The 25,162-nt window shown below is 57.8% G+C and carries 20 protein-coding genes and 1 tRNA gene; 12 read left to right on the forward strand and 9 right to left on the reverse strand.

Going from position 1 to position 25,162, the window contains the following annotated elements:
* The first annotated feature begins 182 nt into the window (after positions 1-182).
* Positions 183-2,045, forward strand: a complete 1,863-nt coding sequence (gene gss / locus NQ230_RS04170) for a bifunctional glutathionylspermidine amidase/synthase (RefSeq protein WP_257260134.1) — start codon at positions 183-185, stop codon at positions 2,043-2,045.
* Between the two features lie 52 nt (positions 2,046-2,097).
* On the opposite strand, the gene pgaD is transcribed toward gss, so the two are convergent.
* From pgaD to pgaA, 4 genes are read right to left on the reverse strand one after another with little or no spacing between them, the layout of a single operon-like run.
* Entirely contained in the window at positions 2,098-2,532 is a 435-nt protein-coding gene (gene pgaD / locus NQ230_RS04175) for a poly-beta-1,6-N-acetyl-D-glucosamine biosynthesis protein PgaD (protein WP_063930486.1), read from the reverse strand.
* Positions 2,529-3,860 carry a poly-beta-1,6-N-acetyl-D-glucosamine synthase gene (gene pgaC, locus NQ230_RS04180; protein WP_257260135.1) on the reverse strand — a complete coding sequence of 444 codons (1,332 nt, stop codon included), beginning with the start codon at positions 3,858-3,860 and terminating at the stop codon, positions 2,529-2,531. The genes pgaD and pgaC overlap by 4 nt, the downstream gene beginning before the upstream one ends.
* Complete coding sequence (pgaB, locus tag NQ230_RS04185; RefSeq protein WP_257260136.1) at positions 3,853-5,790, reverse strand: poly-beta-1,6-N-acetyl-D-glucosamine N-deacetylase PgaB; 1,938 nt, start codon at positions 5,788-5,790, stop codon at positions 3,853-3,855. The genes pgaC and pgaB overlap by 8 nt, the downstream gene beginning before the upstream one ends.
* A gap of 8 nt (positions 5,791-5,798) precedes the next feature.
* Positions 5,799-8,237, reverse strand: coding sequence for a poly-beta-1,6 N-acetyl-D-glucosamine export porin PgaA (gene pgaA / locus NQ230_RS04190; protein ID WP_257260137.1), 2,439 nt, complete (start codon positions 8,235-8,237; stop codon positions 5,799-5,801).
* 673 nt (positions 8,238-8,910) lie between these two features.
* Between pgaA and NQ230_RS04195 the strand changes: the two genes are divergently transcribed.
* Both NQ230_RS04195 and NQ230_RS04200 read left to right on the forward strand, forming a co-directional pair.
* Positions 8,911-9,438, forward strand: a complete 528-nt coding sequence (locus NQ230_RS04195; protein WP_045403948.1) for a helix-turn-helix domain-containing protein — start codon at positions 8,911-8,913, stop codon at positions 9,436-9,438.
* 333 nt (positions 9,439-9,771) lie between these two features.
* Entirely contained in the window at positions 9,772-10,185 is a 414-nt protein-coding gene (locus NQ230_RS04200) for a hypothetical protein (protein WP_257260138.1), read from the forward strand.
* A 140-nt stretch (positions 10,186-10,325) separates the two neighbouring features.
* Here NQ230_RS04200 and NQ230_RS04205 read toward each other — a convergent pair.
* Positions 10,326-10,401: transfer RNA gene (locus NQ230_RS04205), tRNA-Phe, on the reverse strand.
* A 95-nt stretch (positions 10,402-10,496) separates the two neighbouring features.
* A complete protein-coding gene (locus NQ230_RS04210) occupies positions 10,497-11,213 on the reverse strand; it encodes a DUF554 domain-containing protein (protein ID WP_023309150.1) in 717 nt (238 codons plus the stop codon).
* Between the two features lie 181 nt (positions 11,214-11,394).
* Here NQ230_RS04210 and NQ230_RS04215 point away from each other — a divergent pair, with 181 nt between their 5' ends.
* Positions 11,395-13,530: an ornithine decarboxylase gene (locus tag NQ230_RS04215; RefSeq protein WP_257260140.1), complete on the forward strand. Its 2,136-nt coding sequence runs from the start codon at positions 11,395-11,397 to the stop codon at positions 13,528-13,530.
* A gap of 107 nt (positions 13,531-13,637) precedes the next feature.
* Here the strand turns inward: NQ230_RS04215 and NQ230_RS04220 are convergent, their stop codons facing one another.
* Both NQ230_RS04220 and NQ230_RS04225 read right to left on the reverse strand, forming a co-directional pair.
* Entirely contained in the window at positions 13,638-14,330 is a 693-nt protein-coding gene (locus NQ230_RS04220) for a response regulator (RefSeq protein WP_213822002.1), read from the reverse strand.
* Positions 14,320-15,945 carry an ATP-binding protein gene (locus NQ230_RS04225; protein ID WP_257260141.1) on the reverse strand — a complete coding sequence of 542 codons (1,626 nt, stop codon included), beginning with the start codon at positions 15,943-15,945 and terminating at the stop codon, positions 14,320-14,322. Before NQ230_RS04225 ends, NQ230_RS04220 begins: the two co-directional genes overlap by 11 nt.
* 345 nt (positions 15,946-16,290) lie before the next feature.
* Between NQ230_RS04225 and NQ230_RS04230 the strand changes: the two genes are divergently transcribed.
* The 8 genes from NQ230_RS04230 to citG are packed head-to-tail and all read left to right on the forward strand — an operon-like array spanning position 16,291 to position 23,599.
* Positions 16,291-17,652: a 2-hydroxycarboxylate transporter family protein gene (locus NQ230_RS04230; protein WP_014885210.1), complete on the forward strand. Its 1,362-nt coding sequence runs from the start codon at positions 16,291-16,293 to the stop codon at positions 17,650-17,652.
* 17 nt (positions 17,653-17,669) lie between these two features.
* The gene (locus NQ230_RS04235) at positions 17,670-18,533 is read left to right on the forward strand and encodes a fumarylacetoacetate hydrolase family protein (protein ID WP_257260142.1); all 864 of its coding nucleotides are present in this window, start codon (positions 17,670-17,672) and stop codon (positions 18,531-18,533) included.
* Positions 18,534-18,543: 10 nt separating this feature from the next.
* Positions 18,544-19,566 (forward strand): [citrate (pro-3S)-lyase] ligase, encoded by a 1,023-nt coding sequence (gene citC / locus NQ230_RS04240; protein ID WP_217480278.1) that lies wholly within the window; start codon positions 18,544-18,546, stop codon positions 19,564-19,566.
* Between the two features lie 16 nt (positions 19,567-19,582).
* A complete protein-coding gene (gene citD / locus NQ230_RS04245) occupies positions 19,583-19,876 on the forward strand; it encodes a citrate lyase acyl carrier protein (RefSeq protein WP_159514873.1) in 294 nt (97 codons plus the stop codon).
* Positions 19,873-20,748, forward strand: a complete 876-nt coding sequence (citE, locus tag NQ230_RS04250; protein ID WP_029740740.1) for a citrate (pro-3S)-lyase subunit beta — start codon at positions 19,873-19,875, stop codon at positions 20,746-20,748. The genes citD and citE overlap by 4 nt, the downstream gene beginning before the upstream one ends.
* Positions 20,749-20,758: 10 nt before the next feature.
* On the forward strand, positions 20,759-22,276 hold the full coding sequence (gene citF, locus NQ230_RS04255; protein WP_257261312.1) for a citrate lyase subunit alpha: 1,518 nt from the start codon (positions 20,759-20,761) through the stop codon (positions 22,274-22,276).
* 2 nt (positions 22,277-22,278) lie between these two features.
* A complete protein-coding gene (gene citX, locus NQ230_RS04260) occupies positions 22,279-22,818 on the forward strand; it encodes a citrate lyase holo-[acyl-carrier protein] synthase (RefSeq protein WP_159514872.1) in 540 nt (179 codons plus the stop codon).
* On the forward strand, positions 22,796-23,599 hold the full coding sequence (citG, locus tag NQ230_RS04265) for a triphosphoribosyl-dephospho-CoA synthase CitG (protein ID WP_257260146.1): 804 nt from the start codon (positions 22,796-22,798) through the stop codon (positions 23,597-23,599). Before citX ends, citG begins: the two co-directional genes overlap by 23 nt.
* A gap of 79 nt (positions 23,600-23,678) precedes the next feature.
* On the opposite strand, the gene NQ230_RS04270 is transcribed toward citG, so the two are convergent.
* On the reverse strand, positions 23,679-24,935 hold the full coding sequence (locus NQ230_RS04270; protein ID WP_121424617.1) for a nucleoside permease: 1,257 nt from the start codon (positions 24,933-24,935) through the stop codon (positions 23,679-23,681).
* Between the last annotated feature and the right edge of the window lie 227 nt (positions 24,936-25,162).

The following is a 25,162-nucleotide window of genomic DNA, read 5'->3' on the forward strand; positions in this document are numbered from 1 at the left end:
CCTTAAACGTGTCGGGTGGCGCTTCGCTTACCCGACCTACAGGTTTTGTGTTTCGTCGGCCGGGTAAGGCGAATTATTTGCCAGGCAGGTGTATGATAAATCCACCTCTGTCAGGTTAATTACAACGTGCAGACGACGACAACCCATAAAAAATTGCCGCCTGCCTGTTTTAGGTTGGATACATGCGTAAAGGAAAGTTAAGCAGTGATGCGCCATTCGGGACGTTGTTAGGCTATGCGCCCGGTGGCGTGGCGATTTACTCTTCAAATTACGGCAGTCTGGACCCGCGCAGCTACCCGGAAGATGCGGATTTCCGCAGCTATATCGGCAACGAATACATGGGCCACAAGTGGCAGTGCGTTGAGTTTGCCCGCCGTTTCCTGTTTCTCAACTATGGCTTCGTGTTTACCGACGTCGGCATGGCGTGGGAAATCTTCTCCCTGCGCTTTTTGCGTCAGGTGGTGAACGATAACATTCTGCCCCTTCAGGCTTTTGCCAACGGTTCGAAACGCGCGCCGCGCGCCGGGGCGCTGCTGATCTGGCAAAAGGGCGGCGAGTTTCACGAGACCGGCCACGTGGCGGTGATCACCCAGCTTCTCGACGATAAGGTGCGTATTGCGGAGCAGAACGTGATTCACTCCCCGCTGCCGCTCGGGCAGCAGTGGACGCGCGAGCTGCGTCTGAGCGTGGAGAACGGGTGTTATACAATCCATGACACCTTCAACGACACGGAGATCCTCGGCTGGATGATCCAGACCGACGACACGGAACACAGCATTCCCCAGCCGGAAATCGACGGCGAACTGCTGAAAATCAGCGGCGCGCGGCTGAAAAACAGGCGTCAGTTCGACGGTAAATGGCTTAACGAAAATGACGCGCTGCAGCAGGCGTATATCCGCGCGAACGGCCATGTGATCAACAAAGATCCCTGCCAGTACTTCACCATTACCGAAAGCGCCGAGCAGGAGCTGATCAAGGCCACCAACGAACTGCACCTGATGTACCTGCACGCGACGGACAAGGTGCTGAAAGACGACAGCCTGCTGGCGCTTTTCGACATCCCGAAAATCCTCTGGCCGCGCCTGCGCCTCTCCTGGCAGTGGCGTCGCCACCATATGATCACCGGTCGTATGGATTTCTGCATGGATGAGCGCGGCATTAAGGTCTACGAGTACAACGCCGACTCTGCGTCCTGCCATACCGAGGGCGGGCTGATTCTCGAAGAGTGGGTGAAAAACGGCTATCGCGGCAATGGACATAACCCGGCGGAAGGGCTGCTGGAAGAGCTGACCGGCGCATGGAAGCACAGCCACGCGCGGCCGTTTGTCCACATCATGCAGGACAACGATGTCGAAGAGGACTATCACGCGCTCTTTATTCAGCGTTCGCTGATGCAGGCCGGTTTCGAAACCAAAATCCTGCACGGGCTGGAGGCGCTGAGCTGGGATACCGCCGGACAGCTGATTGACGACGAAGGCCGTCACGTCAACTGCGTGTGGAAAACCTGGGCGTGGGAAACGGCGATAGAGCAGATCCGCGAGGTCAGCGAAACCGAATACGCCGCTGTGCCGATCCGCACCGGACATCCCGAGGGCGAGGTGCGACTGATTGACGTCCTGCTGCGCCCGGAGGTGCTGGTCTTCGAACCACTGTGGACCGTGATCCCCGGCAACAAGGCGATTCTCCCGGTTCTGTGGCAGCTGTTCCCGAACCACCGTTACCTGCTCGACACCGATTTTGAGGTTAACGATCTGCTGAAGCAGACCGGCTATGCCGTCAAGCCGATTGCCGGACGCTGCGGCAGCAATATCGATCTCATCAGCGCCCAGGACGAACTGCTGGATAAATCCAGCGGCAAGTTTGTCGACCGTAAAAACATCTACCAGCAGCTGTGGTGCCTGCCGAAGGTCGACGGCAAGTACATACAGGTCTGCACCTTTACCGTGGGCGGGAACTACGGCGGAACCTGTCTGCGCGGCGATGACTCGCTGGTGGTGAAGAAAGAGAGCGATATCGAGCCGCTGATTGTGGTTAAAGATAAGTAGTTGACTCCCGCTATAAAAAAGCCCCCGCAGGGCATCCTGCGGGGGCTTTTCGTTACTGTTCTTCCTCTTCCAGCTGCTCGCTGATCTTCAGATCGATGATGCGGCCAATCTGGTCATGGTACACCGTCAGCAGGTTGTACTGGCTCATCTCGGAGATGATCTGCGGTGAGACATTAAAGCTGCGGGCCAGCTCCTCCTGGTGAAAATAGCCCGGCTGACGCCGCCTCACGTGGGCGCGGCGGCGGTTGTACTGATACCACAAAATCAGCAGCCAGCCGTTGAGCGCGGCGAACAGCAAATAGATCAACACCGTATTAAAGGACGCGATAATCACGCCCCAGCGGTGGTCGCTCTCATCGGTTAGCTGCATCCAGAGCCTGGCATACAGGAAAAACAGAAATCCTCCCCACGCCACCAGCGTTAACGCGGCATCGAAAAGACGTGGCAATAGCCGATGCTCGGTCAAAATTAAGGTATTTTCGTTCATTGAATGCTTCCTTTTCCCCGGTCCGGACTGATCCAGCGCGCGCGGGCGCGCTGGCGTTTAAGCATGACTTTTGGAAATGCGACGAGGGTAGTAAACAGGCCAATCATCCAGTACACCATCGGGAACCAGATCACCCAGAAAAGCGAGCTGGCCACTTTTCGTTCATAGCGTCGCTCGATGTACAGGCTGACCAGAAACTGCAGCAGGCACATCACGCCCAGCAGCAGCCCGGTAAACTCCGGTGGGAAAAGGCTCTCCACGGTCAGCCTGGCGGGAACAGGCGCAACCTGGCTGAGGAGGAACAGCAGCACCGTCATCGCGTACGCGAAGGCCCACAGCGTTGACAGCGCGTACTCCATAAACAGCGGCCACATGCGGTGATGCTCCCAGCGCACAATCCTGCGCAGGTTGACCAGAAACACCTCCGCGCCGCCCTGGGCCCAGCGCAGACGCTGTTTCCACAGGCCCTTCAGCGTCTCCGGCATCAGGATCCAGCACAGCGCCCGCGGCTCAAAAAAGATATCCCAGTGGCGCAGCTGGAGCTTCCAGCTGATGTCGATGTCTTCGGTGATCATGTCCGGGCTCCAGTACCCGACGTCCGCCAGCGCCTGTCGGCGAAAGGCGGCGATGACGCCGGAGACGGTAAAGACCCGGCCATAGATCCGCTGCGTCCGCTTGATGAGTCCAATGATGGAGGAGAACTCGCCCACCTGAATGCGGCCAATCAGCGTGGAGCGCGTGCGAATGCGCGGGTTCCCGGTGACCGCCCCAACGTGGGGGTACTGAATCAGCGGGGCCACCAGATAAGCGGCGGTATCGCGATCGAGCAGGGCGTCGCCGTCAATGCAGACCAGCAGATCGCCCCGGGCCGCCGCCGCCCCAGCTTTGAGCGCCAGCGCTTTCCCCTGATTTTCCGCGAGGTTAATCACCCGCAGACGAGGCTGTTCCTGCGCCAGCGCCTGCAATACCTCCGCCGTGTTGTCAGACGAACCGTCGTTGATGGCGATAACTTCTATATTTTCATACCGCTGATCCAGCGCGGCGCTGATGGTCTCCCGGGCATTTCGTCCCTCGTTGAAACAGGGGATAAGAATGGAGATGAGCGGCTCACCCGCGAGCGTCGGGGCGGGCGTGTCTTTATCCCACGACCAGTGGCGTTCAAGCTGATACCAGAAATAGAGGCCGCCGGTTATCCAGAGCATCGACATGAACAGCGGCCAGAAGAACACAAAATCCAGAATCAGTTCGCCGGTAAAGAGGGCGGCCACGCCTAACGGCAACCCGAATACCAGACATAAAATAGAGAATGCGATAATGCGATCAGTCATTGTCAGGGTACCAGTACGAAGAAAATTCAGGCCTGATGCGTGAGATATCAGGTTGGTTGTTGAGGAAGTCGTCGGGGTAGTAACCGTAGTTTTTGACGCCGTTCAGCTGGAGCACGCGCATCCACTGCGCAAGCTGGCTATCGGCAACGGCGCGCTGCGGTTTCTGTTCCCAGTCCTTGGCCTGCAGCTCGAAAATGGTTTTATCGAGCGCGCCGGGGCGCGTGGCGACCGCGTTAACCAGACGCGTCAGCCAGGCATCGCTCTCGTCTGCCGGGACGGACTCCATCAGCGGCATGGCCATCGGTACCGTCCAGTCATACTCCGCCAGAAAATCATCAAGATTCTGCGCGAACCGCGCTTCGCTTTCGGGCTGCAGAATGGGTAAGGCGAACATGTTGCGCGCGGTTTTTATGTGCGGGCCACGGATATGCTTTACCGCCAGGCTCAGGGCGTGGGTAAACCCGATAAGCGTCTGGCTCTTCTGGCGAGTCGTGTCCTGTCCGGCATCGTCCACGTCCGTCAGCACCGCGTCGTCATGGAACAAAATCCCATTGAAGCTGGCATAGCGGGCCAGATCTTCATAGATGTCCGTCACCTGCTGGCGCACCTGCGGGTCCCACGGGGCGAGCCGGATATAGGGCTCGGTGGCTTCGCGCAGCTGGCCGGTTTGACGATCCCGGCGCTGCACGCGCGGCAGGGAAGGATCGAGATCGAACGAGAGCACCGGCATCCACGCGAAGACTTTTACCCCCGCGCGGGTTTGCAGCTGCCAGGCGACAAAATTAAAGAGATCGGCCCGGACCGGCAGACGACGGTTGGGGAAATAGAGCGCCTTGATCCTGCCGTCGCCCTGCGGGTCGGCAAACGCCTGCAGGAAAACATGGCTGATTTTCATGTCATAGACCCGCTGGATCAGCCTGTTGATGTTTTGGGTCTGCTGGGCCGGATCGGGATCGTAAACGTAGTCGAGATCGACGTGCATGACGCGCACGGGATCGCGCTCCTGAACCTGGCTGACCGTGCTGGCAAACGCCTTGAGCGAGGGATTACCGGCGATCAGCAGGCGGGGGATGTTGCCCAGATCCTGCACATTCCCCAGCCCGTCCTCAAGGGTGAAGGCCAGCTGATAACCCTGCTGTCTGGCGATAGCGAGCGACGTACCGCTGGCGGCGCCGTAGGGCCAGACCCAGGCGCGCGGCGCTTTGCCCGTCACCTGCGTGATTTTTTCAGTCACTTTGCGAACGTCATCGCCGATCCGCTGGCTGAACTGCTGGTCGGTTTCATAGCGGCCCGTGGCTTTGTCATAAAAGCGGTTGGCAATGGCCGGCTCGCGGCTGCCCTGCGGGTTGGCCGGAATGCCGTAATGCGAGGCCCAGGTATGCGATCCGATCTCAATCAGCGGGGACTGGCTAAGCTCGCGCACCATGTCCCAGGTCGCGAAGCGATCCCGGGGCGTCATCAGGCCGCCGAAGTTAACTTTTTGATTTGCTGGCGTATCCACCCAGCTGCCCACCGGCGCCCACAGCGCAGGGACGTTCCACGCCTGAAGCAGCGGCCAGACGCGGGTGTAAAAGCTGCTGTAGCCGTCGTCAAAGCTGAGCAGAACGGCTTTTGGCGGCAGCGTTTTTTTGCCGTCATGGGCATCGAGAATGTCCTGCACGCTGATGGCGTGATAGCCGTTGTGCAGAAGCCAGCTTATCTGCTCGTTTAAGGCGCTGGTGCGAACGGAGAGATAGCGCTGATCGGCAGCATCGTCTTCGACGTCATGGTAGGCCAGCACCAGAAACTGGTTCTTCGGCCAGGGTTTACTTGCCTCCAGCTGCGGCCGATCTTTGGGCGCAATGAACGAAATCGCCTGCGCGCAGACGCTCGCGCTGAGGCAGAGCCAGCCGAGGAGTATCAGGCTCACGGAAAAACGTGTGTTCAGCATATTCATCCTTAAAAGCGTAAAGTCGCGTCAAACGTGACGGAGAGGTTGCTCTCGCGTTTGCCGTCGTAAGGGCGTTTATCCCAGTTCAGCATCACGCCGGTATCAATAACGTTGTTCCACTGAACGCGTTGTCCGTAACCCAGCAGGGCGATGGCGCCAGTGGACTGATTTTTCTGCCAGTAGCTGCCGCCTCCCGCCACGAACTGCTGGCTCCAGAGGGTGTCGTAATGGCGGACCATTTCATGGTCAACGGCCAGGGCAGCCGTCACGGACAGATCCCGCGCCGGGTTGTAGTAGAGCGTGTCCCGCAGGCTGTTTTTACTGGCGGCAATCCCCGGTTCGAGATCCAGCGTCAGGGACGGGGTCTGCCAGAGACGCTCCTTGCCCGTGAGGGTGTATTCCTGGCGACGGTTATGGTCGGAGAAGCGGCTGAGGGCGGCGCTGAACTGGTACTCACTCCGCTCGTTTTGGTACCAGCGCACCCCGCCTTCACCCCGGTTGGCGCTAATTCCGTTGCGTAAGGCCCGAAGGGGCGTGGTGCGCGACAGGCGCTCAAGGCTGCCGCTGACCTGCCAGCTATCGGTCACAAAGTATGTTGTTGCGAGGCGAGCGCCCGGCTTGTTTTCACCGTGATAGCGGTTGCTGGAAAGCTCGGCTTCGAGCTGCAGGTCGCGTGGCCGCCATTCGACGCCGCCCAAAAGGTGACGGCTGGTGCCTTTGCCCTCATCGAAATTACTCTGCGCGTAGCGGGTGCCCGCAAACAGCCGCCAGCTGTCCGCTACGGGTGGGCCATAGAGCGTGGCGTCCCAGCTCAGGTCGTGCGTCCCGCTGACGGGGCTATCGGAGTGCAAATCCTTGCTTGCGTTGAGGCGCAGTTCGGACATGTGGTGGACCGTTCTGAGCCTGTCGAGACGCCTGGCGCTGCGATCGTTGGGCGCGCGCGCCAGCACGTCGTCGGCCAGTAAATCCATCTGTCGCCACTCCTGAAGATCCATCGCGACGTAGGCCTGCTGTTGCTCCAGCTCTGCATTGGACGGCTCCAGCGCCTCCGCCGTTTTCAGCTTTTGCTCGGCCGCGCGCGGCAGGCCCCGCGCCTGAAGCAGGGTGGCGTAGTCAATCTGTAACCCCTGATTGCCCGGCGCCGTTGTCGCAAGACGGTGCGCCAGCGTTTCGGCTTCCGGCAGGGCATTCGTCGCCAGCAAATAGTTAAAGCGGAGCGACTGCCCGGTAAGCCACCGATCGTTCGGCTGAGGGGTAGGGGAGCCGAAATCGTAACGGGTCCAGGGGACGTTGCGGGTCTGGCGCTCAACGTACTGGCGGGCGGACTGATACTGTCCCGTATCCAGCCAGGCGTAGAAAAGCGCGTGCTCCTCGTCCTCCGGGTCGGAAGCGTATTGCGGGTAGCGTTGCAGAAGCGCGAAGGCGGCGGCCGCGTTTTTCTCCTGCAGATACGCGGAGATGACCCAGCCGATTGCCCAGCCCGGCACCGGATGCCGGGCTGCCGTAAGATCCTGATATTCGCTAATCACCTGTGGGTAATCCGCATGGGCGTATAGCGCGCCAAGCCTGTCGATACGCGCAAGGACGACGTCTTCCGCCGCCTGCGGATCGTTTTGCCAGCGAGCAAGCAGGGCGTCGTAACGATTCAGCGCAGATTGCGCAAGCTGCAGGCGCTCCTTTTCTGTTCTGCCAGGCACATCGGCAAGGCGAACCCGTTCGGCGGCGGCATTACGCTCAAGACGGCGACGCTCCGCGGGGGGCAGCGTCACGCTTTGTGAAAGCTGAAGCGCGGGGGTATTCACCCGGTTATCCGTAAGCGCGTCGATCAGTTCGCTGAGGAGCGCTTTATTCTCGGGTGCGATATTCAGCGCGCGGGTTTCTGCCAGAAGCCGATCCCAGCTTTTCCCCTGGCGTAACCAGACATACGAGAGCGTCTGAAGATGCGCCTGAGAGGGATTTTCCGCCACCAGCCGTCGGGCTTCCTGCAGGGCAAGCGCATCCATGCGGGCATCGGCCAGGGTTTTGATATAGCCGATACGATAATCATCGTTATCCGGCGCAAGGCTACGCGCCTCTTTCCAGAGCGCCAGGGCCGGCTGCCACGCTTTTTGATTTCGCCTGGACTGCGCGACGGCAGCAACGCCGCGAGCGGGCAGCGGCATATAAATGCCGTAACGCTGCCAGACCTGAATAACCTCGTCATCATGACCCGCCCAGGCTGCAACCTGTAACCAGTCCGCAACTTGTTCAGGCGTCAGGGCATGCTGCTGCTGATAACGCTGAAGATAATCGAGAAACGGCGAGTAATTACCGTTACGCGCCTGTTGAATCTGTTGCTCATAAACGGATTCAGTCGCCTGAGCCAGAACAGGAAAGAGGAATAACAGAAACAATAATGTTGGGGCGCGATAAAAGAATAACGTATTGAAGCGAAGTGAACTTTCCATATCTATTTGCCATTTGTTTATCATGAATCCATTGCATAACACGGCCGCCTTTAAACTCAGGGGTTAAAGGCCATAAATGAGAACATTAAATCTGAATGCAGTGATGTTACGGGGTACTTACCTAAAGGTAATTATGGATCCTTATCTCAGTGGACTGGGTGAAAGCTAATGTACACCTGATATGTTGCCGGATAAATATGCTTAAAAGCGGCTGAGTAGTTTTGAGATAATTCTGTAATGAGCAGGTTTTAATGATTATTTTGAATTGGTGATTTAATCATAACTCACTGAAATAAAATCATTTTATTTTTATTGTGACAGTTTTGTATATATTTTCAATGCTGTTTATCTGACTCAATTAAAGTACTTTCTGGTGCATGTTTGGGAAGTTTCATGACAAAAATTCTTAATGTTTAGAGAAGTGACTTTTCTGAGATTGTTTTTTATTTATAATTAATGGCAGCCATTGAATGATAGTCTACAGGAAGTCTTTCTCATCAATGTCTGTATTGAGGGATGTCCAAAGCCGGAATACATTTATCGTTAATATAACAGCGCTATAAAACGAAGGCGGCCTTCTTTCCGAGGGATCGTTCTTGCTTTAATCTAAAAGGGATGGTTAGTGGCAACTTCAATAGTGTTAGTGACTCAGGATCGCTACCTTGTCAGGGGGATGCGGATATTTTTTCCGGATATTATCCTGCTCGACTCGATTGACAGAAACATATTTGATAACGGTGCAGATGAATATTCTGTATTGATTGATAGCCGTTCTCCGCTCCGTTTATATGATTACCTGATACGCCATCCGGCCCGAACGAAAAAAACGATCTGCTGCGTTATGCTTGATATGCGACACCGCGAGGAGAATCTGCTCAGTATGAAGTTATTTATGAACACGTCGCTCACCGCGCCGGATATGGCCTCGCTGTTTAATCTGGTGCTCAATATGAAGGGCAGGCGCCTGACCACGAAGTGGCTGCTTAACTTACGGCTTAGCACGCACGAAGCGATCATGCTGCGGCTGCTGAGGGCAGGGATGCCGATGGAAGCCATTGCCGATGAGCTGAATACGTCGGTGAAAAGCCTCTATCGCAAACGCACGGCGCTCTCGGAACGTCTGGGGGCGGAGAACTTCAACGAGGCGTGTTTGTTTATCTTTAAAAACAAACTGCTGGACGCAGGTGGGAACGATCCCTAGTGAGGGGAGAAACCAAAAACATAGAACTGACTTGCGGACGGTATTCTGAGTTTTAAGACAACTGGACGGTGAATTATTTTGAACCGGAGCTGTTTTGGTTTCAGTTTCGGCTCAGAAAAAAATTCCGCGATCGGCAGTACAAACCGCTATCTACCGGCAGATATAAGGTGGCAGAAAATGAGCGGGTGGCGGTTGGATTTTGGGGGAGAGGAAACGCGTATTATAATGAAAAACGAATAGTATCTTCTGCTCTTTAACCCCGTTTATGAACTGCCAGAGGCTAAGCCATGTGTTTTATCCTGAGCGGGTGATACCAGAAGGAGACTCCTGGAAGTGATTGAAAAATTTAAAAGGACGTTAGAAATGAATAAATATCTGTCTGGTCTGTGTGTTGTTTCTTTTTTTTATTTTTCCTCAATAGGTTACGCGCACTCTGCGGGTCCAAATAAAGTTCAGGTTAGTATCGAACCCAGCAACTTTAATAGAGGATATATCCCGGTAATTTCTGCTGCAGATGAAATCGAGGCTTCTGTTTTCAGGGAGTCGGATCTACAGGATAGCCTGAGGCAGATGAAGTCCGACAACCGTAAAGTCGATGAGCTAACTCAGAAGGTTTTACAGCTTGAGAGAAAGAATTCTGAGCAGGAGAGTAAGATCGAGCGATTGCAAAGAAGCCTTGATGACATGAAGCGGAGCAACGACAACCTTTCAAATCAGGTCAGCAATTTATCCGGCAAAATAAAGTGATAAAAAAGAGCCACCGCCTGTATTAACTTACCGGGCTATTAGCGTAAGCGTGCCTGCATTAAAGCCACGCTTATCAGCGCCCAGAAATCGGCCGTAGCCATATAGCAAAAACCCAGCCATAGGCTGGGTTTTCTAAATAGTGGTGCCCGGACTCGGAATCGAACCAAGGACACGGGGATTTTCAATCCCCTGCTCTACCGACTGAGCTATCCGGGCAACGGGGCGCATTAAACCCGATCTGCCCCCTGCCGTCAACGAAAAATGTTGTTTTCGTTACAGACTGCGCAATCTCTCACCATTTCGCCGCATCCTTAAGCGAAAAAGTGCGTCCAGAGCGCGGAGAGCGGCATGGCGAGCAGCAGTGCGGGCAGCATGTTCACCACGGCAAACATCTTAATCCCACAGATGCGCAGCCCGGTAGCCAGCAGCAGCAGGCCGCCGACGGCGGTAAAGTCTGCCATCATCGCCGGCGTGGTGAGCGGGAGAATCAACGTGGCGCAGGTGGCGAGAGCCAGCTGAATAAGCAGCATCGGCACGGAAATCGCGGCAACGGCAACGCCGAGCGTGGTGGCAAAAATAGTGGCCGTAAAGAAATCAAGAAACGCCTTCGCAATCAATATGCTCGGGTCGCCCGTCATCCCCTCCTGCATCGAACCAAAAATCCCGGTGCCGCTGGCGCAAAACAGAATGATGATGGCGACGTAGTTCTGAATAAACGACTCGTGCGTGCCGTGTTTCGCCTTGCCGCCCGGTCGGGCAATCAGGTTTTTGGCTTTACTCACCGCGCTGTTAATGCCTTTTTCCAGATAGCAGAACTCGCCAATCAGCGCGCCGAGCAGGGTGGCCAGCACCATCACCGGCAGGTTGGCGCATTTGATGACTAAAAGAATACCGATCCCTAACGATGCCAGGCCGAATATCGAGGGCATGGAGGTGCGAATACGCTCCGGCAACCGCTGGCTCAGCACGGCGCCGAGTACGCCGCCCAGCAATACGGCGCCTGCGTTAATAAATGGCCCGATAACCAAAGTTAACTCCTGTTATTTAATCATTGATATTGCATTATTATGGCACGCCAGGGCTGCGCGGGCCTTAGCTTTGGGTGGTTTCGTGCATACTGATTCCTTCTTGCACCTCAAAATAAAAGGTGACATTATTGCGCGAATTTTCTCCTCCCTGTCTCACCGCTCGGTGAGGGTAACTGCGCCTATGAAAACCATGAAAATTGCCGTCAGCCGCGAGCTGGCCTCCACCGTGTCTACGCACCGAGAAAAGGTGACGCTGGACAGCACTGATTTTACCGATGTGGCGGCCGTGGTCATCACAACAGCTGAAAGTCGCAGCGGCATTCTTGCACTGCTGAAACGCACGGGCTTTCAGCTACCGGTGTTTATTTTCTCGCAGGAGCCAACGGACGTTCCTGACGGCGCCACCGCGGTTATCTCCGGTAAAGCTCAGGAGTTTCTGGAACTGGAGAGCGCTGCCAGCCGCTACGAAGAGAACCTGCTGCCGCCGTTTTTCGACACCCTGAGCCAGTATGTGGAGATGGGCAACAGCACTTTCGCCTGTCCGGGCCACCAGCACGGGGCGTTTTTCAAAAAACACCCGGCAGGGCGACAGTTCTATGATTTCTTCGGCGAGAACGTGTTTCGCGCCGACATGTGTAACGCCGACGTGAAGCTGGGCGATCTGCTGATCCACGAAGGGTCCGCCAAGCACGCGCAAAAGTTCGCGGCGAAAGTGTTCAACGCGGATAAAACCTACTTCGTGCTGAACGGCACGTCGGCGGCCAACAAGGTGGTGACCAACGCGCTGCTGACCCGCGGCGACCTGGTGCTGTTCGACCGCAATAACCATAAATCTAACCACCACGGGGCGCTGATCCAGGCGGGCGCCACGCCGGTTTATCTTGAGGCCGCGCGTAACCCGTTTGGCTTTATTGGCGGGATTGACGACCACTGCTTTGACGATGGGTATCTGCGGGAGCTGATCCGCGAGACGGCGCCGGAGAAGGCCGACGAGGCGCGTCCGTTCCGCCTGGCGATCATTCAGCTTGGCACCTACGACGGGACGATCTACAACGCCCGTCAGGTGATCGACAAGATCGGCCACCTCTGCGACTACATCCTCTTTGACTCCGCCTGGGTGGGCTACGAGCAGTTTATTCCGATGATGGCGGAAACGTCCCCGCTGTTGCTGGAGCTGAACGAGAACGATCCTGGGATTTTCGTGACCCAGTCGGTGCACAAACAGCAGGCCGGGTTCTCGCAAACGTCGCAGATCCATAAAAAGGATAACCACATCCGCGGTCAGGCGCGTTTCTGCCCGCACAAGCGGCTGAACAACGCGTTTATGCTGCACGCCTCCACCAGCCCGTTTTATCCGCTGTTCGCGGCGCTGGACGTGAACGCCAAGATCCACGAAGGTGAGAGCGGACGCAGGCTGTGGGCGGAGTGCGTCGAGCTGGGCATTGAGGCGCGCAAGGCGATCATTGCCAACTGTCATATGATCAAACCGTTTATCCCACCGGTGGTGGCGGGGCGGCCGTGGCAGGACCATCCGACGCACGCCATCGCCAGCGAGCTGCGCTTCTTCAGCTTTGAGCCGGGGGCTAAATGGCACGGGTTTGAGGGCTATGCCCGCGAGCAGTATTTTGTCGACCCGTGCAAGCTCCTGCTGACCACGCCGGGTATCGATGCCGAAACCGGGGAGTACACGGATTTCGGGATCCCGGCGACGATTCTGGCGCACTACCTGCGCGAAAACGGCATCGTGCCGGAGAAATGCGACCTCAATTCGATCCTGTTCCTGCTGACGCCTGCCGAAAGCAGCGAGAAGCTGGCGCAGCTGGTGGCGATGCTGGGCCAGTTTGAACAGCATATAGAAGACGACACGCCGCTGGCGGACGTGCTGCCGACGATCTTCCAGAAATACCCGGTGCGCTACCGGGATTACACCCTTCGCCAGCTGTGCCAGGAGATGCACGATCTCTACGTCAGCTTTGACGTCAAGGATCTGCAGAAGGCGATGTTCCGCAAGGAGAGCCTGCCTGAGGTGGTAATGAACCCGCAGGATGCAAACCGGGCCTATATTCGCGGAGAGGTGGAGCTGGTTCGCATACGGGATGCCGCAGGTCGCATTGCTGCTGAAGGGGCGCTGCCCTATCCGCCGGGCGTGCTGTGCGTGGTGCCGGGTGAGGTCTGGGGCGGGGCGGTACAGCGTTACTTCCTGGCGCTGGAGGAGGGCGTCAACCTGCTGCCGGGCTTCTCGCCGGAGCTGCAGGGGGTTTACAGCGAGAAGGATGCCGACGGGATTAAGCGGCTGTATGGGTATGTATTGAAGTAGAACCCCTCACCCTAACCCTCTCCCCAAAGGGGAGAGGGGATTGCACGGGGCCGTCTTTTCACCCTCGCCCCTTTGGGGAGAGGGCCGGGGTGAGGGGTAGGGTTTCATCAAACCGCACTACGCTTGTACATCCTCCTCGGATGCCCAATCTTGCCGTACAGCATCTCCACCGTCAGAAAGCCCGACTCTACGCAGTGCTCCAGATAGCGCCGGGTGGTGGTTTTGCTTAATCCCGTTTCGCTCACCACCTCATCAACGGTAAAGCAGTGCGTTGCCTTGTCGTTGAACAGCGTCTGCACCCGCGCCAGCGTATTTTCCTCAATGCCTTTACTGCCGTTGTCCAGGCGGTAATTTTTCGCCTGTAGCTGATAGAGCGAATCCACGTTCTGCTGGTCGACAATCTTCCAGACCCGTTGCTGTTCGGCAAACTGCACAAACCGCTCCAGCGACTGGCTGAGCCGCTTCCAGGAGACGGGTTTGAGGATGTAGTCGAACGCGCCGTTGCGAATCGCCTGACTGCAGGTGTCCATATCGCTGGCGGCAGTAATAAAAATCACCGAGCAGTTGGCGCGTGCCAGCATGGGGTTATTGATAAGCGAGATACCTTTGCCGTCCGGCAGATAGTTATCCAGCAGCATCAGCTGCGGCTGTTTGCTTTCAAGCGCAGCCTGGGCCGCAGCCAGCGACGAGGCAATGCCCACGAGCCTCAGACGCGGATGTTTGCTTATCAGCTCCGCGTGCAGCTGTGCCAGTTCGTTCTCGTCTTCAACAATCAGTACGTCAATAAGTTCATGTTGCATAGTCGGTGTCTTCCAGTTGCCGGGCGGTTCCCGTGGCCGGGATAAACAAGGAGAAAATGGCGCCGCGCGGGGTATTATCGGCAACTTCTATCGCGCCGCCAGCCTGTGTGACATAGCTTTCGATCAGATACAGGCCAATCCCATGATCGCCGCGCGTTTTGGTGGTGATGCCGCGTTCAAAGATCCGGTCACGGATCGCCGGTGCAATGCCAACGCCCTGGTCGGCCACTTCAATAATCAGCTCCTGTTCGCTGAGTTTTATCAGCACTTCTACCGGAGCATGAGGAAGCGGCGATCGCTGCGTCGCTTCGATGGCGTTATCCAGCAGGTTGCCAATAATTGAAATCAGCTCTTGCTCCCCAAGGGGCAGGAACGGTCTGTCCAGCCGACAGGCCGGGTCGAAACTGAGCTCGACGCCTTTCTCCCGCGCGCGGGCGGCTTTCCCGAGCAGCAGGCCGCACAGGGTCGGGGAGCTAAAGCGCGAAGAGATGAAGTCCAGCAGCTCCTGAGCATGCTCCGATTGCGCCTGAATGTAGCCAATGGCTTCCTCATAGCGGCCCATATGCAGCAGGCCGGAGAGGGTCGTCATCCTGTTTAACTGCTCATGACGCATAATGCGGAGGTTATCGACATAGCGTTTGACCTGGCTGAGCTGGGCGCTCAGCGAGTCGATCTCGTTGCGATCGCGGAAGGTGATCACCCAGCCCTGCAGCGCCCCCTCAAGCATGATGTGCACCCGGCTGGCAATTACCGTGAGATCGTTAAAACGGCAAATCTCGTCATGGGTATCTTTCGCCAGCATCGTCTGCGTGTCGAAGAACGGGACCGGATCGATCACCTGGCTTATCAGCTGTCCGCGCAGCTCGCGGGCCGGCTGGCTCAGACCCAGCAGCTTGCGCGCCGCCTGGTTGATGACTTCAATCCGCCGCCGATCGTCAATGGCAATCACCCCTTCATAAATAGACTCCATCATCGCCTTCTGCTGGCGCACCAGCAGGCCGATCTCTCTTGGCTCAAGAGAGAAGATCTGCTTCTTGATGCTGCGGGTAAAGAACCAGGAGAAGATAAAGAGAGCGATCAGCAGCAGCACGGCGGCAATCAGGATATTGACCACCTTACTGACGGTAATGGTATCAAGGTAGCTGGTGAGATAGCCTACCGAAACAATGCCGACCACCTGTCCGGCAGCGTTAAAAATGGGGGCTTTACTGCGCAGCGAAATGCCCAGCCCGCCTTTGCGGATGGTGGTGGTGCTTTTACCCTGCAATACGGCTTCATTGTCTCCGCCCACCAGGGTAGTGCCCACTCTGTCGGCAAAGACGGAGTGAAAAAGATGCTGCCCTTTATTATCACCAATCACAATAAAGCTGGCGTCGCTGTGCGCAGAAATCTTCTGCATAAAATCATGGATGGCGGAGATATTCTTTTGTTCAACTTCATTACGCAATGTCGGAATAAGCGCAATCTCTTCAGCCTGTATTTTGGCTCGCGTACTCATTTCCTGATAAAGCTGTTTGCCGACATCGGCATAATAATATCCGCCCAGTAGCGCAAAAAGTACTGAGAAAAAGGCAACCAGCGAAATAAACAACTTGATCTGGAAAGAGACTTTCATAACTATCACGCGAGGTAGCAGCAAAGATCGTCAATATATCATCTTTTTTCGCGCGGACGCCCGCTTTGCCGAAAACTTGTGATCCCTTGCACAGCGGGCGCTGTAAAAGAGTTCTCCTGAAGGCTAACGTGCTTCGGGCTGTGCGAACAAATGTTATTTGTTTGTTCAATTCGGAAAAGAAACCATAAAAACCACGGCAATAAATAAGGTATAAATCACATTAAATAAAAGAAACCATTAAAACCATAGCTGCCATTAAAACTTCGCTTTTAATATGCCATCCCTCACATAAAGTAAGCCTTTGTGACTCTAAGCTGAACGCACAAAATAACCAAGGGGCTTATTATGAGCACAACTGACGATTCTTTCTCTGTTACCCACGACCCGATTGAAATTCAGCGACCTTCGCTCAAAGAGCGCTGGTGGCATATTATGGATACCTGGAAAATCGGGATTATTCCTCTGCCACTGTTCGTTCTGGCGGGCGCGCTGATTGCGATTGATTGCCTGGGCGGAAAGCTGCCGAGCGATATCGTGGTGATGGTGGCCACGCTGGCCTTCTTCGGCTTTGCCTGCGGCGAGTTTGGCAAACGCCTGCCGATTGTCGGCAAGCTCGGCGCGGCGGCGATTTGCGCCACCTTTATCCCTTCCGCGCTGGTCTACTATGGCCTGCTGCCGGACGTGGTGGTCGAGTCCACCACTAAGTTCTACAAATCCACCAACATTCTCTATCTCTATATCTGCTGCATTATCGTCGGCAGCATCATGAGCATGAACCGCACGGTGCTGATTCAGGGCTTCCTGCGCATCTTCTTCCCGATGCTGTGCGGCGAAATCGTCGGCATGCTGGTGGGGATGGGCGTGGGCCTGGCGCTGGGCCTTGAGCCGTTCCAGATCTTCTTCTTTATCATTCTTCCGATTATGGCGGGCGGCGTCGGGGAAGGGGCGATCCCGCTTTCCATCGGCTATGCCACCCTGCTGCACATGGACCAGGGCGTGGCGCTCGGCCGCGTGCTGCCGATGGTCATGCTCGGCGGTCTGACGGCAATCATCATCTCCGGCTGCCTGAACCAGCTTGGTAAACGCTACCCGCACCTGACCGGTGAAGGCCAGCTGATGCCTAACCGCGCGAATGCCGATACCACCGTCTCTCAGCCTGCGTTTTCCGGCAAAGCGGACGTCACCACTATCGCCTCCGGCGCGCTGCTGGCGGTGCTGCTCTACATGCTGGGCATGCTTGGCCACAAGCTGATTGGCCTGCCTGCCCCGGTCGGCATGCTGTTTATGGCGGTGCTGGTGAAGCTCTGCAACGGTGCCTCTCCGCGCCTGCTGGAAGGCTCGCAGGTGGTGTACAAATTCTTCCAGACCTCCGTGACCTACCCAATCCTCTTCGCCGTCGGCGTGGCCATCACCCCGTGGCATGAACTGGTGGCGGCGTTCACCGTCAGCAACCTGCTGGTGATTGTCAGCACCGTTTCCGCACTGGTAGCCACCGGCTTCTTTGTCGGCAAAAAGATTGGTATGCACCCGATTGATGTCGCCATCGTCTCCTGCTGCCAGAGCGGCCAGGGCGGTACCGGCGACGTGGCGATCCTGACCGCAGGCAACCGCATGAGCCTGATGCCGTTCGCCCAGATTGCTACCCGTATCGGTGGGGCGATTAACGTCTCTATCTCACTGCTGATTCTGGGCAACTTCCTCGTTTAAGTTTTCAGGAAAGAACAATGAAACTCGCAAGCTTTTTATACCAGGGAAAACGCAGCTACGGCATCGTCCAGGCCGACGGCGTGATTGATTTAGGCCGCCGTCTCGGCGACCGCTACGGCGACCTCAAGGCGCTGCTGCAGGGCAACGGGCTGGCGCAGGCCACCCGCTACCTGAACGACGCCGTGGACGTGCCGCTGAGCGCCATCACCTTCTTGCCGGTGATTGTGCAGCCGGAAAAGATCCTCTGCGTGGGCATGAACTACGCCGACAAGCGCAAGGAGTTTGACCAGCATAACCCGGCCCCGACGCTGTTTGTCCGCTTCCCGGATTCACAGACCGGCCACAACGAGCCGGTGCTGAAGCCGCGCCACTCCAGCGAATTCGACTACGAAGGCGAGCTGGCGGTGATCATCGGCAAAGGCGGGGAGAACATCAGCCGCGACGACGCCCTGCGCCACGTTGCGGGCTACAGCTGCTACATGGACGGCTCCGCCCGCGACTGGCAGCACACCTGGTTTACGGCCGGTAAAAACTGGCGTCAGACCGGCGCGTTCGGCCCGTGGATGGCGACGGCCGATGAGATCCCGGACCCGCACCAGCTTGCGATCCGCACCTGGCTGAACGGCCGCATGGTGCAGGAAGACAACACCAGCAGCATGATCCACAAGGTTGCAGAGCTGATCGAGTACATCAGCACCTTTACCCGCTTAAGCCCGGGCGACGTGATCATCACCGGCTCTCCTGGCGGCGTGGGTAAAAAGCGTAACCCGCCGCTGTTTATGAAAGAGGGCGATCGCATTGAGGTGGAGATCGAGCATATCGGTCATCTGAGCAACGTGATTGTGGAAGCGCCAGCCGTCGGGCTTGTGGCGGCACACTGAGAAAGGCGGCATGAACAGTCAACCCATCGATTTTCGCCACACGCTGGTGGCGAAACACCCGGAACGCTTAAGCCAGATCCGTTACCTGCTGGCAGACAGCGGCCTTGGCCTGGACAACGACATCACGCTGTTTGTCGAAGCCTGGTCCGGCTCGCAGCTGGTGGGTTGCGCAGGGCTTGCTGCCAACGTCATCAAATGCGTGGCGGTCAATGAACAGCTTCGCGGCGAGAACCTCAGCGCGCGGCTGCTGGCAGAGGTGGAAAATGCGGCGCTGGAGCGAGGCCATTTTCACCTCTTCCTCTGCACCCGGCCGTGCAACCGGGAGCGCTTTGCCCGCAGCGGCTTCTGGCCGATTGCCCAAAGCGGGAACAACGCGGTGCTGATGGAGAACACCCCGCAGGGGATCGAGCGCTACTGCCGTTCCCTGCGCGCGAAGCGCAGGTGCGGGGAGAACATTGGCGCGATAGTGATGAACGCCAATCCGTTCACCCTCGGCCACCGCCATCTGGTGGAGCAAGCGGCGACGCGGTGCGATGCCCTGCATCTGTTCGTGGTGCGTGAAGACGCCTCGTTCTTCCCGTTCAGCGCGCGTCTTGAGATGGTGCGCGCGGGCGTGGCGCATCTGCCGAACGTGGTGGTGCATGAAGGCTCGCAGTACATCATCTCCCGCGCCACCTTCCCGGCCTACTTCCTGAAGGAGACCGGCAAAGTGCAGCAGGCGTGGAGCGAGATTGACGTGCTGATTTTCCGGGACTTCATCGCCCCGGCGCTCGGCATCACGCACCGCTTCATCGGCTCGGAGCCGTTCTGCGATATCACCCGCCAGTACAACCAGACGCTGCACGACCTGCTGGCCTCGCATATTGAGGTGGTGGAAATGCCGCGCATCAAGGCCACCGGCAACGCTATTTCAGCGTCCGAAGTGCGCCGCTTACTGAAGACACAGCAGTTTTCCCGGATCCGGGAGATTGTCCCGGACTCCACCTTCGCGCATCTCGAAACGCATTACCGTGCGAGTGCGGAAGTCGCTTAACTACCAGGAATTTATCATGAAAATTGTAAGGGAGGCGCTGGCCGGAACGCAGGAGTCCAGCGACCTGATGGTGAAAATCGCTCCCGCTCACGGCGAGCTGGAGATAGTCATCCACAGTGAAGTGATTAAGCAGTTTGGAGAGCAGATTCGCCAGGTGGTCAACGACACGTTGCGCGCCATGAACGTGCGCCAGGGATTAATCATTATTGAAGACAAAGGGGCGCTGGACTGTGTTATCCGCGCCCGCCTGCAAAGCGCGCTGATGCGTGCCGCCGATGAACAGGGCATCAACTGGGGGGCGCTGAAATGAGCAAACTCCGCCGCAGCATGCTGTTCCTGCCGGGCGCCAACGCCGCCATGCTCTCAACCGCCTTTATCTACCGTCCCGACTCCATCATGTTTGACCTTGAGGACGCCGTCGCCCTGCGTGAGAAGGACACCGCACGCATGTTGGTGTTCCACGCGCTTCAGCACCCGATGTATCAGGATATCGAAACCGTGGTGCGTATTAACCCGCTCAGCACGCCGTTTGGCCTGCTGGATCTGGAAGCCGCCGTGCGGGCTGGCGTGGACGTGATCCGCCTGCCGAAAACCGACACGCCGGACGATATCTACGAGCTGGAAGGCCACCTTGAGCGTATCGAGCGCGAGTGCGGCCGGGAGGTCGGTTCCACCCGCGTGATGGCGGCGATTGAGTCGGCCATTGGCGTCATCAACGCCGTGGCGATTGCCCGCAGCTCTCCGCGCCTCATCGGCATCGCGCTGGCCGCCTTTGACTACGTGATGGACATGCAGACCGAGCGCGGCGACGGCACCGAGCTGTTCTACGCCCGCTGCGCCGTGCTGCACGCCGCCCGCGCGGCGGGCATCGACGCCTTCGACGTGGTGTGGTCAGACGTTAACGACGAGGCCGGGTTCCTGCGCGAGGTCGATCTGATCCGCAAGATGGGCTTTAACGGCAAATCGCTGATTAACCCGCGCCAGATTGACCTGCTGCACAACGCCTATGCCCCGACTCAGGAAGAGGTGGATCACGCCAGAAGGGTGATTGAGGCGGCAGAAGAGGGCGAGCGTAACGGCCTGGGCGTGGTGTCGCTCAACGGCAAAATGGTGGATGCACCGATTATTAACCACGCGCAGGTGGTGCTGGAGCGCGCGGCGGCCTCCGGCGTGCGTCGGTAAGGATGAGATGATGAATCAGACAGAACTTCTTCATGTGAATTTTCCCCATCTGCGGGACTTAAAACCCTTTGATACCGCCCACAGCGCCACGCCGTGGCTGGCGGACAGCGACGCGAAGCACAGCCGCAAGCTCTGCGCCTCTGTTGAAGAGGCGGTTAAGCGCTGCGGCCTGCAGGACGGGATGACCATCTCCTTCCACCATGCGTTTCGCGAAGGCGACAGGGTGATCAACACCGTCGTGGCGCTGCTGGCGCGGATGGGTTTTAAAAACCTGACGCTGGCCTCCAGTTCGCTGATGACCTGCAACGACGCGCTGATCGAGCATATCGAAAGCGGCGTCATCACCCGGATTTACACCTCGGGGATGCGCGGCAGACTGGCGGACGCCATCTCCCACGGGCTGATGGACGAGCCGGTGCAAATCCACTCCCACGGCGGGCGCGTGAAGCTGCTCCAGGACGGCGAGCTGAATATTGACGTGGCGTTTCTCGGCGTGCCGTGCAGCGATGAGTTTGGCAACTCCAACGGGACGCACGGTAAATCGTGCTGCGGGTCCCTGGGCTACGCGATGGTGGACGCGCACTTTGCCCGCAAGGTGGTGCTGCTGACCGAAGCCCTGGTGCCGTTCCCCAACATGCCCGCCAGCCTGGTGCAGGACCAGGTGGACTACATCGTGCAGGTTGAAAGCGTAGGCGACCCGGCGAAAATCAGCGTCGGCGCGGCGCGCGTCACCAGCAACCCGCGCGAGCTGATGATTGCCCGCTATGCGGCGGACGTCATTGAACACTCCGGCTACTTCAAACCGGGCTTCTCGATGCAGACCGGCTCCGGCGCGGCGGCGACAGCCTGCACGCGCTTTATGGAAGAGAAGATGGAGCGCAGCGGCGTGAAGGCGCGCTTTGCGCTCGGCGGCATCACCGGCAGCCTGGTGGATCTGCACGAGAAGGGGCTTATCGAAAAGCTGCTCGACACCCAGTGCTTTGACGGCCAGGCGGCGGCCTCGCTGGCGCGCAACCCGAACCACGTGGAGATCTCCACCAACGTTTACGCCAACCCCGGCAGCAAGGCGGCAAGCTGCGACCAGCTCGACGTGGTGATCCTCAGCGCGCTGGAAATCGACGTCGATTTCAACGTCAACGTGATCACCGGCTCCGATGGGGTGATGCGCGGCGCGTCCGGCGGACACTGCGACGTGGCCGCCGCGGCGAACCTGACCATTGTGGTCGCGCCGCTGCTGCGCAGCCGTATTCCGACGGTCGTGAAGCGGGTTACCACGCGCCTCACGCCGGGCGAAAGCATCGACGTGCTGGTCACCGACCACGGCATTGCGGTCAATCCGGCGCGCCCGGAGATCCGCGAGCGGCTGCTGGAAGCCGGGCTTAGCGTTGTGGATATCACCGCGCTTTACGAGCGGGCGATTTCCCTGACGGGCGTACCGAAACCGATTGAATTTACCGACAAAATCGTCGGGGTGATCCGCTACCGCGACGGCAGCGTGATCGACACCGTGCGACAGGTAAAGGAGTAGTTATGACAACAGCGACACCCGTGCGGGCGGGTGTCAGCCTGGACGAACTGCTGGCGGCGAAAGATCGCCGCGCGGCGCGCCAGGCTGACATGCTTGAGCACTATCAACAACCGGTGATCTCCCTCACGCTGGTCACGCCAGGGGAAATCAAAGACAGCCTGCGCTATCGCAATACCATGGGCGTGGCGCTGCAAATGTGCGACCAGCTGCTGTGGGAAAACCGCTGGCAGGTGCTGGACCGCCAGGTGCTGTGGCTCCCCACCGGGCCAGAAGCCCTGTGGTGCGTGGCCCATCCGGCGGCGGAAATCAAAGCGCACTGTGCGGATCTGGAGCAGACGCACCCGCTCGGCAGGCTGTGGGATCTGGACGTGATCTGCCCTCAGCACGGCCACGTCGGGCGTCAGTCGCTGGGGGCGAATCTCAGACGCTGCCTGATCTGCGACGAGCCCGCTCACGCCTGTTCCCGTTCGCGCAATCACCCCGTTGAGAAGGTGGTTTCCCGCGTGGAGAAGATGATTGATGACTGGTTTGCTCGCGACTAAACCGCGCCCGGCTGACGTGCCCGCGCTTGCCGAAGCGGCGCTGTGGCAGGAGCTGGAGCTGACGCCCAAGCCGGGGCTGGTGGACAAGCTTAATAACGGTTCCCATCGCGATATGGACCACGCGCTGTTCGTCCGCAGCATCGCGGCGATTACGCCGTGGTTTTCGCGCTTTGCCGAGCTGGGTAGTGCGCATGCGGATAAACCCGCTGACGCACAGCTGCGGATTATCCGCCCGATGGGGATGGCATGCGAGCAGGCGATGTACGCCGCGACGAACGGAGTGAACACCCACAAGGGCGGGATTTTTGCCCTGGGTTTACTGTGCTTCGCTGCCGGACGTGTGAAAAATATCTCTGCGGACAACCTCTGCTGTGAGGTGAGTAACATCTGCAGCGGGCTGGTATCGCGTGAGCTGGCCGCGCGCAGCGGACAGGCGACGGCGGGCGAGCGGCAGTTTCAGCAGTACGGCCTAACCGGCGCGCGCGGTGAGGCGGAAAGCGGCTTTGCGACGGCGCGTAGGGCGCTGGCGCAGTGGAACGGACACTCTCTCCACGGCCTGCTGCTGCGCCTGATGGCGGTTAATCAGGACAGCAATCTCGTGTCGCGCGGCGGCATTGAAGGGCTGCGCTACGTTCAGGGCTACGCGCGGGAATTACTGGCTAACGGCTGGGATCGCGAGGCGTTGCTTAAGATGGATAAGGCATTGATTGAACGCAATCTGAGCCCGGGCGGCAGTGCGGATTTGCTGTCGGTGGGGTGGGTGCTGTCTGCAATAAAATAGCCGGGTGGCGGCTTCGCCTTACCCGGCCTACGGTCTGCTTTTGTAGGCCCGGCAAGCGCAGCGCCACCGGGCACAACAATCAATGCGCAATAGGCTGCGCACCGTGCGGTTCACGCACGTGCTTGTACTTGAACAGCGCGATGAACGCGAAGAACAGCACCAGCGAGTACGCCGCGAAGATCAGCCACACGGGCTGCCAGTTGGTGATGCCGTTGGTGGTGTACATCTCAACCACTTTACCGCTCACCACGCCGCCCAGAATACAGCCGAAGCCGTTGGTCATCATCAGGAACATACCCTGTGCGCTGGCGCGGATTTCAGGCTTCACCTCTTTTTCCACAAACACCGAACCGGAGATGTTGAAGAAGTCGAAGGCGCAGCCGTAAACAATCATCGACAGCACCAGCAGCACGGTGCCGAACGCGCTCGGGTCACCGTAGGCGAACAGGCCGAAACGCAGCATCCATGCCGCGATACTGATCAGCATGACGTTTTTGATGCCGTAGCGGCTCAGGAAGAACGGGATGGTCAGGATGAACAGCGTCTCAGAGATCTGAGAGATGGACATCATCACCGACGCGTGCTCGACGATAAAGCTTCCGGCAAACAGCGGGTTGTTATCGAAGCTGTGCAGGAAGGTGTTACCGAACATGTTGGTGATCTGCAGTTCAGCGCCCAGCAGCATGGAGAAGATAAAGAAGATCGCCATGCGCTTGTTTTTAAACAGCGCGAACGCGTCCAGGCCGAGCATGGCGCTCCAGCTCTGGTTTTTCTGCTGGTTAGACACCGGAATGTGCGGCAGCGTCAGGGTGAACAGCGCCAGCACCACGGAGAGCGCCGCACCGATATAGAGCTGCATATGGCTCAGTTCAAAGCCCGCGAAGCTCACGCCCCACATCGCCATGATAAAGCCGATGGTGCCCCAGATACGGATTGGCGGGAAGTCGGTCACGATGTCCATGCCCGCAGACTTGATGCGGTGGTAGGAGATGGTGTTGATCAGGCCAAGCGTTGGCATATAGGCCAGCGAGTTAAGCAGGATCACCATGAACATCGCCCCCGGCGTGGTCACCTGGGCTGCCATAAACAGCGTCCCCGCACCCACCAGATGGCAAAGCATGTACAGCCACTTCGCACTCAACCATTTATCCGCCACGATACCGAGCAGCGTTGGCATGAAGACAGCCGCAATACCAAGCGAGCTGTATACGGCACCGATTGACGCACCGTCGAACTTGAGCGTCACAAACATATAGGAGCCGAGTGTAGTCAGCCAGCTACCCCACAGGCAGAACTGCAGAAACGACAATATTTTAAGCTGCAGCTTAAGGTTCATGTTACTTTCCTCACAAGTGAGCGGGAGATATGTTGTTTTGGGAACATTCAGGGTTGTTATTTGATGCAATTCTATCAGTTGGCAACGATATGTTTTGTTACCTCCCGCAAAAAAATGCAATCCACATTAATTTGCAGTTTGGATTGTGATGCAAATAACATTTTCGTATGGGTGGGGGATGGAGCGATGCGGTTTGTTCCCCTCACCCTGCCCTCTCCCCAAAGGGG

This window comes from Enterobacter asburiae (assembly GCF_024599655.1).
In the GTDB taxonomy this organism is placed as follows: Bacteria; Pseudomonadota; Gammaproteobacteria; order Enterobacterales; family Enterobacteriaceae; genus Enterobacter; species Enterobacter asburiae_D.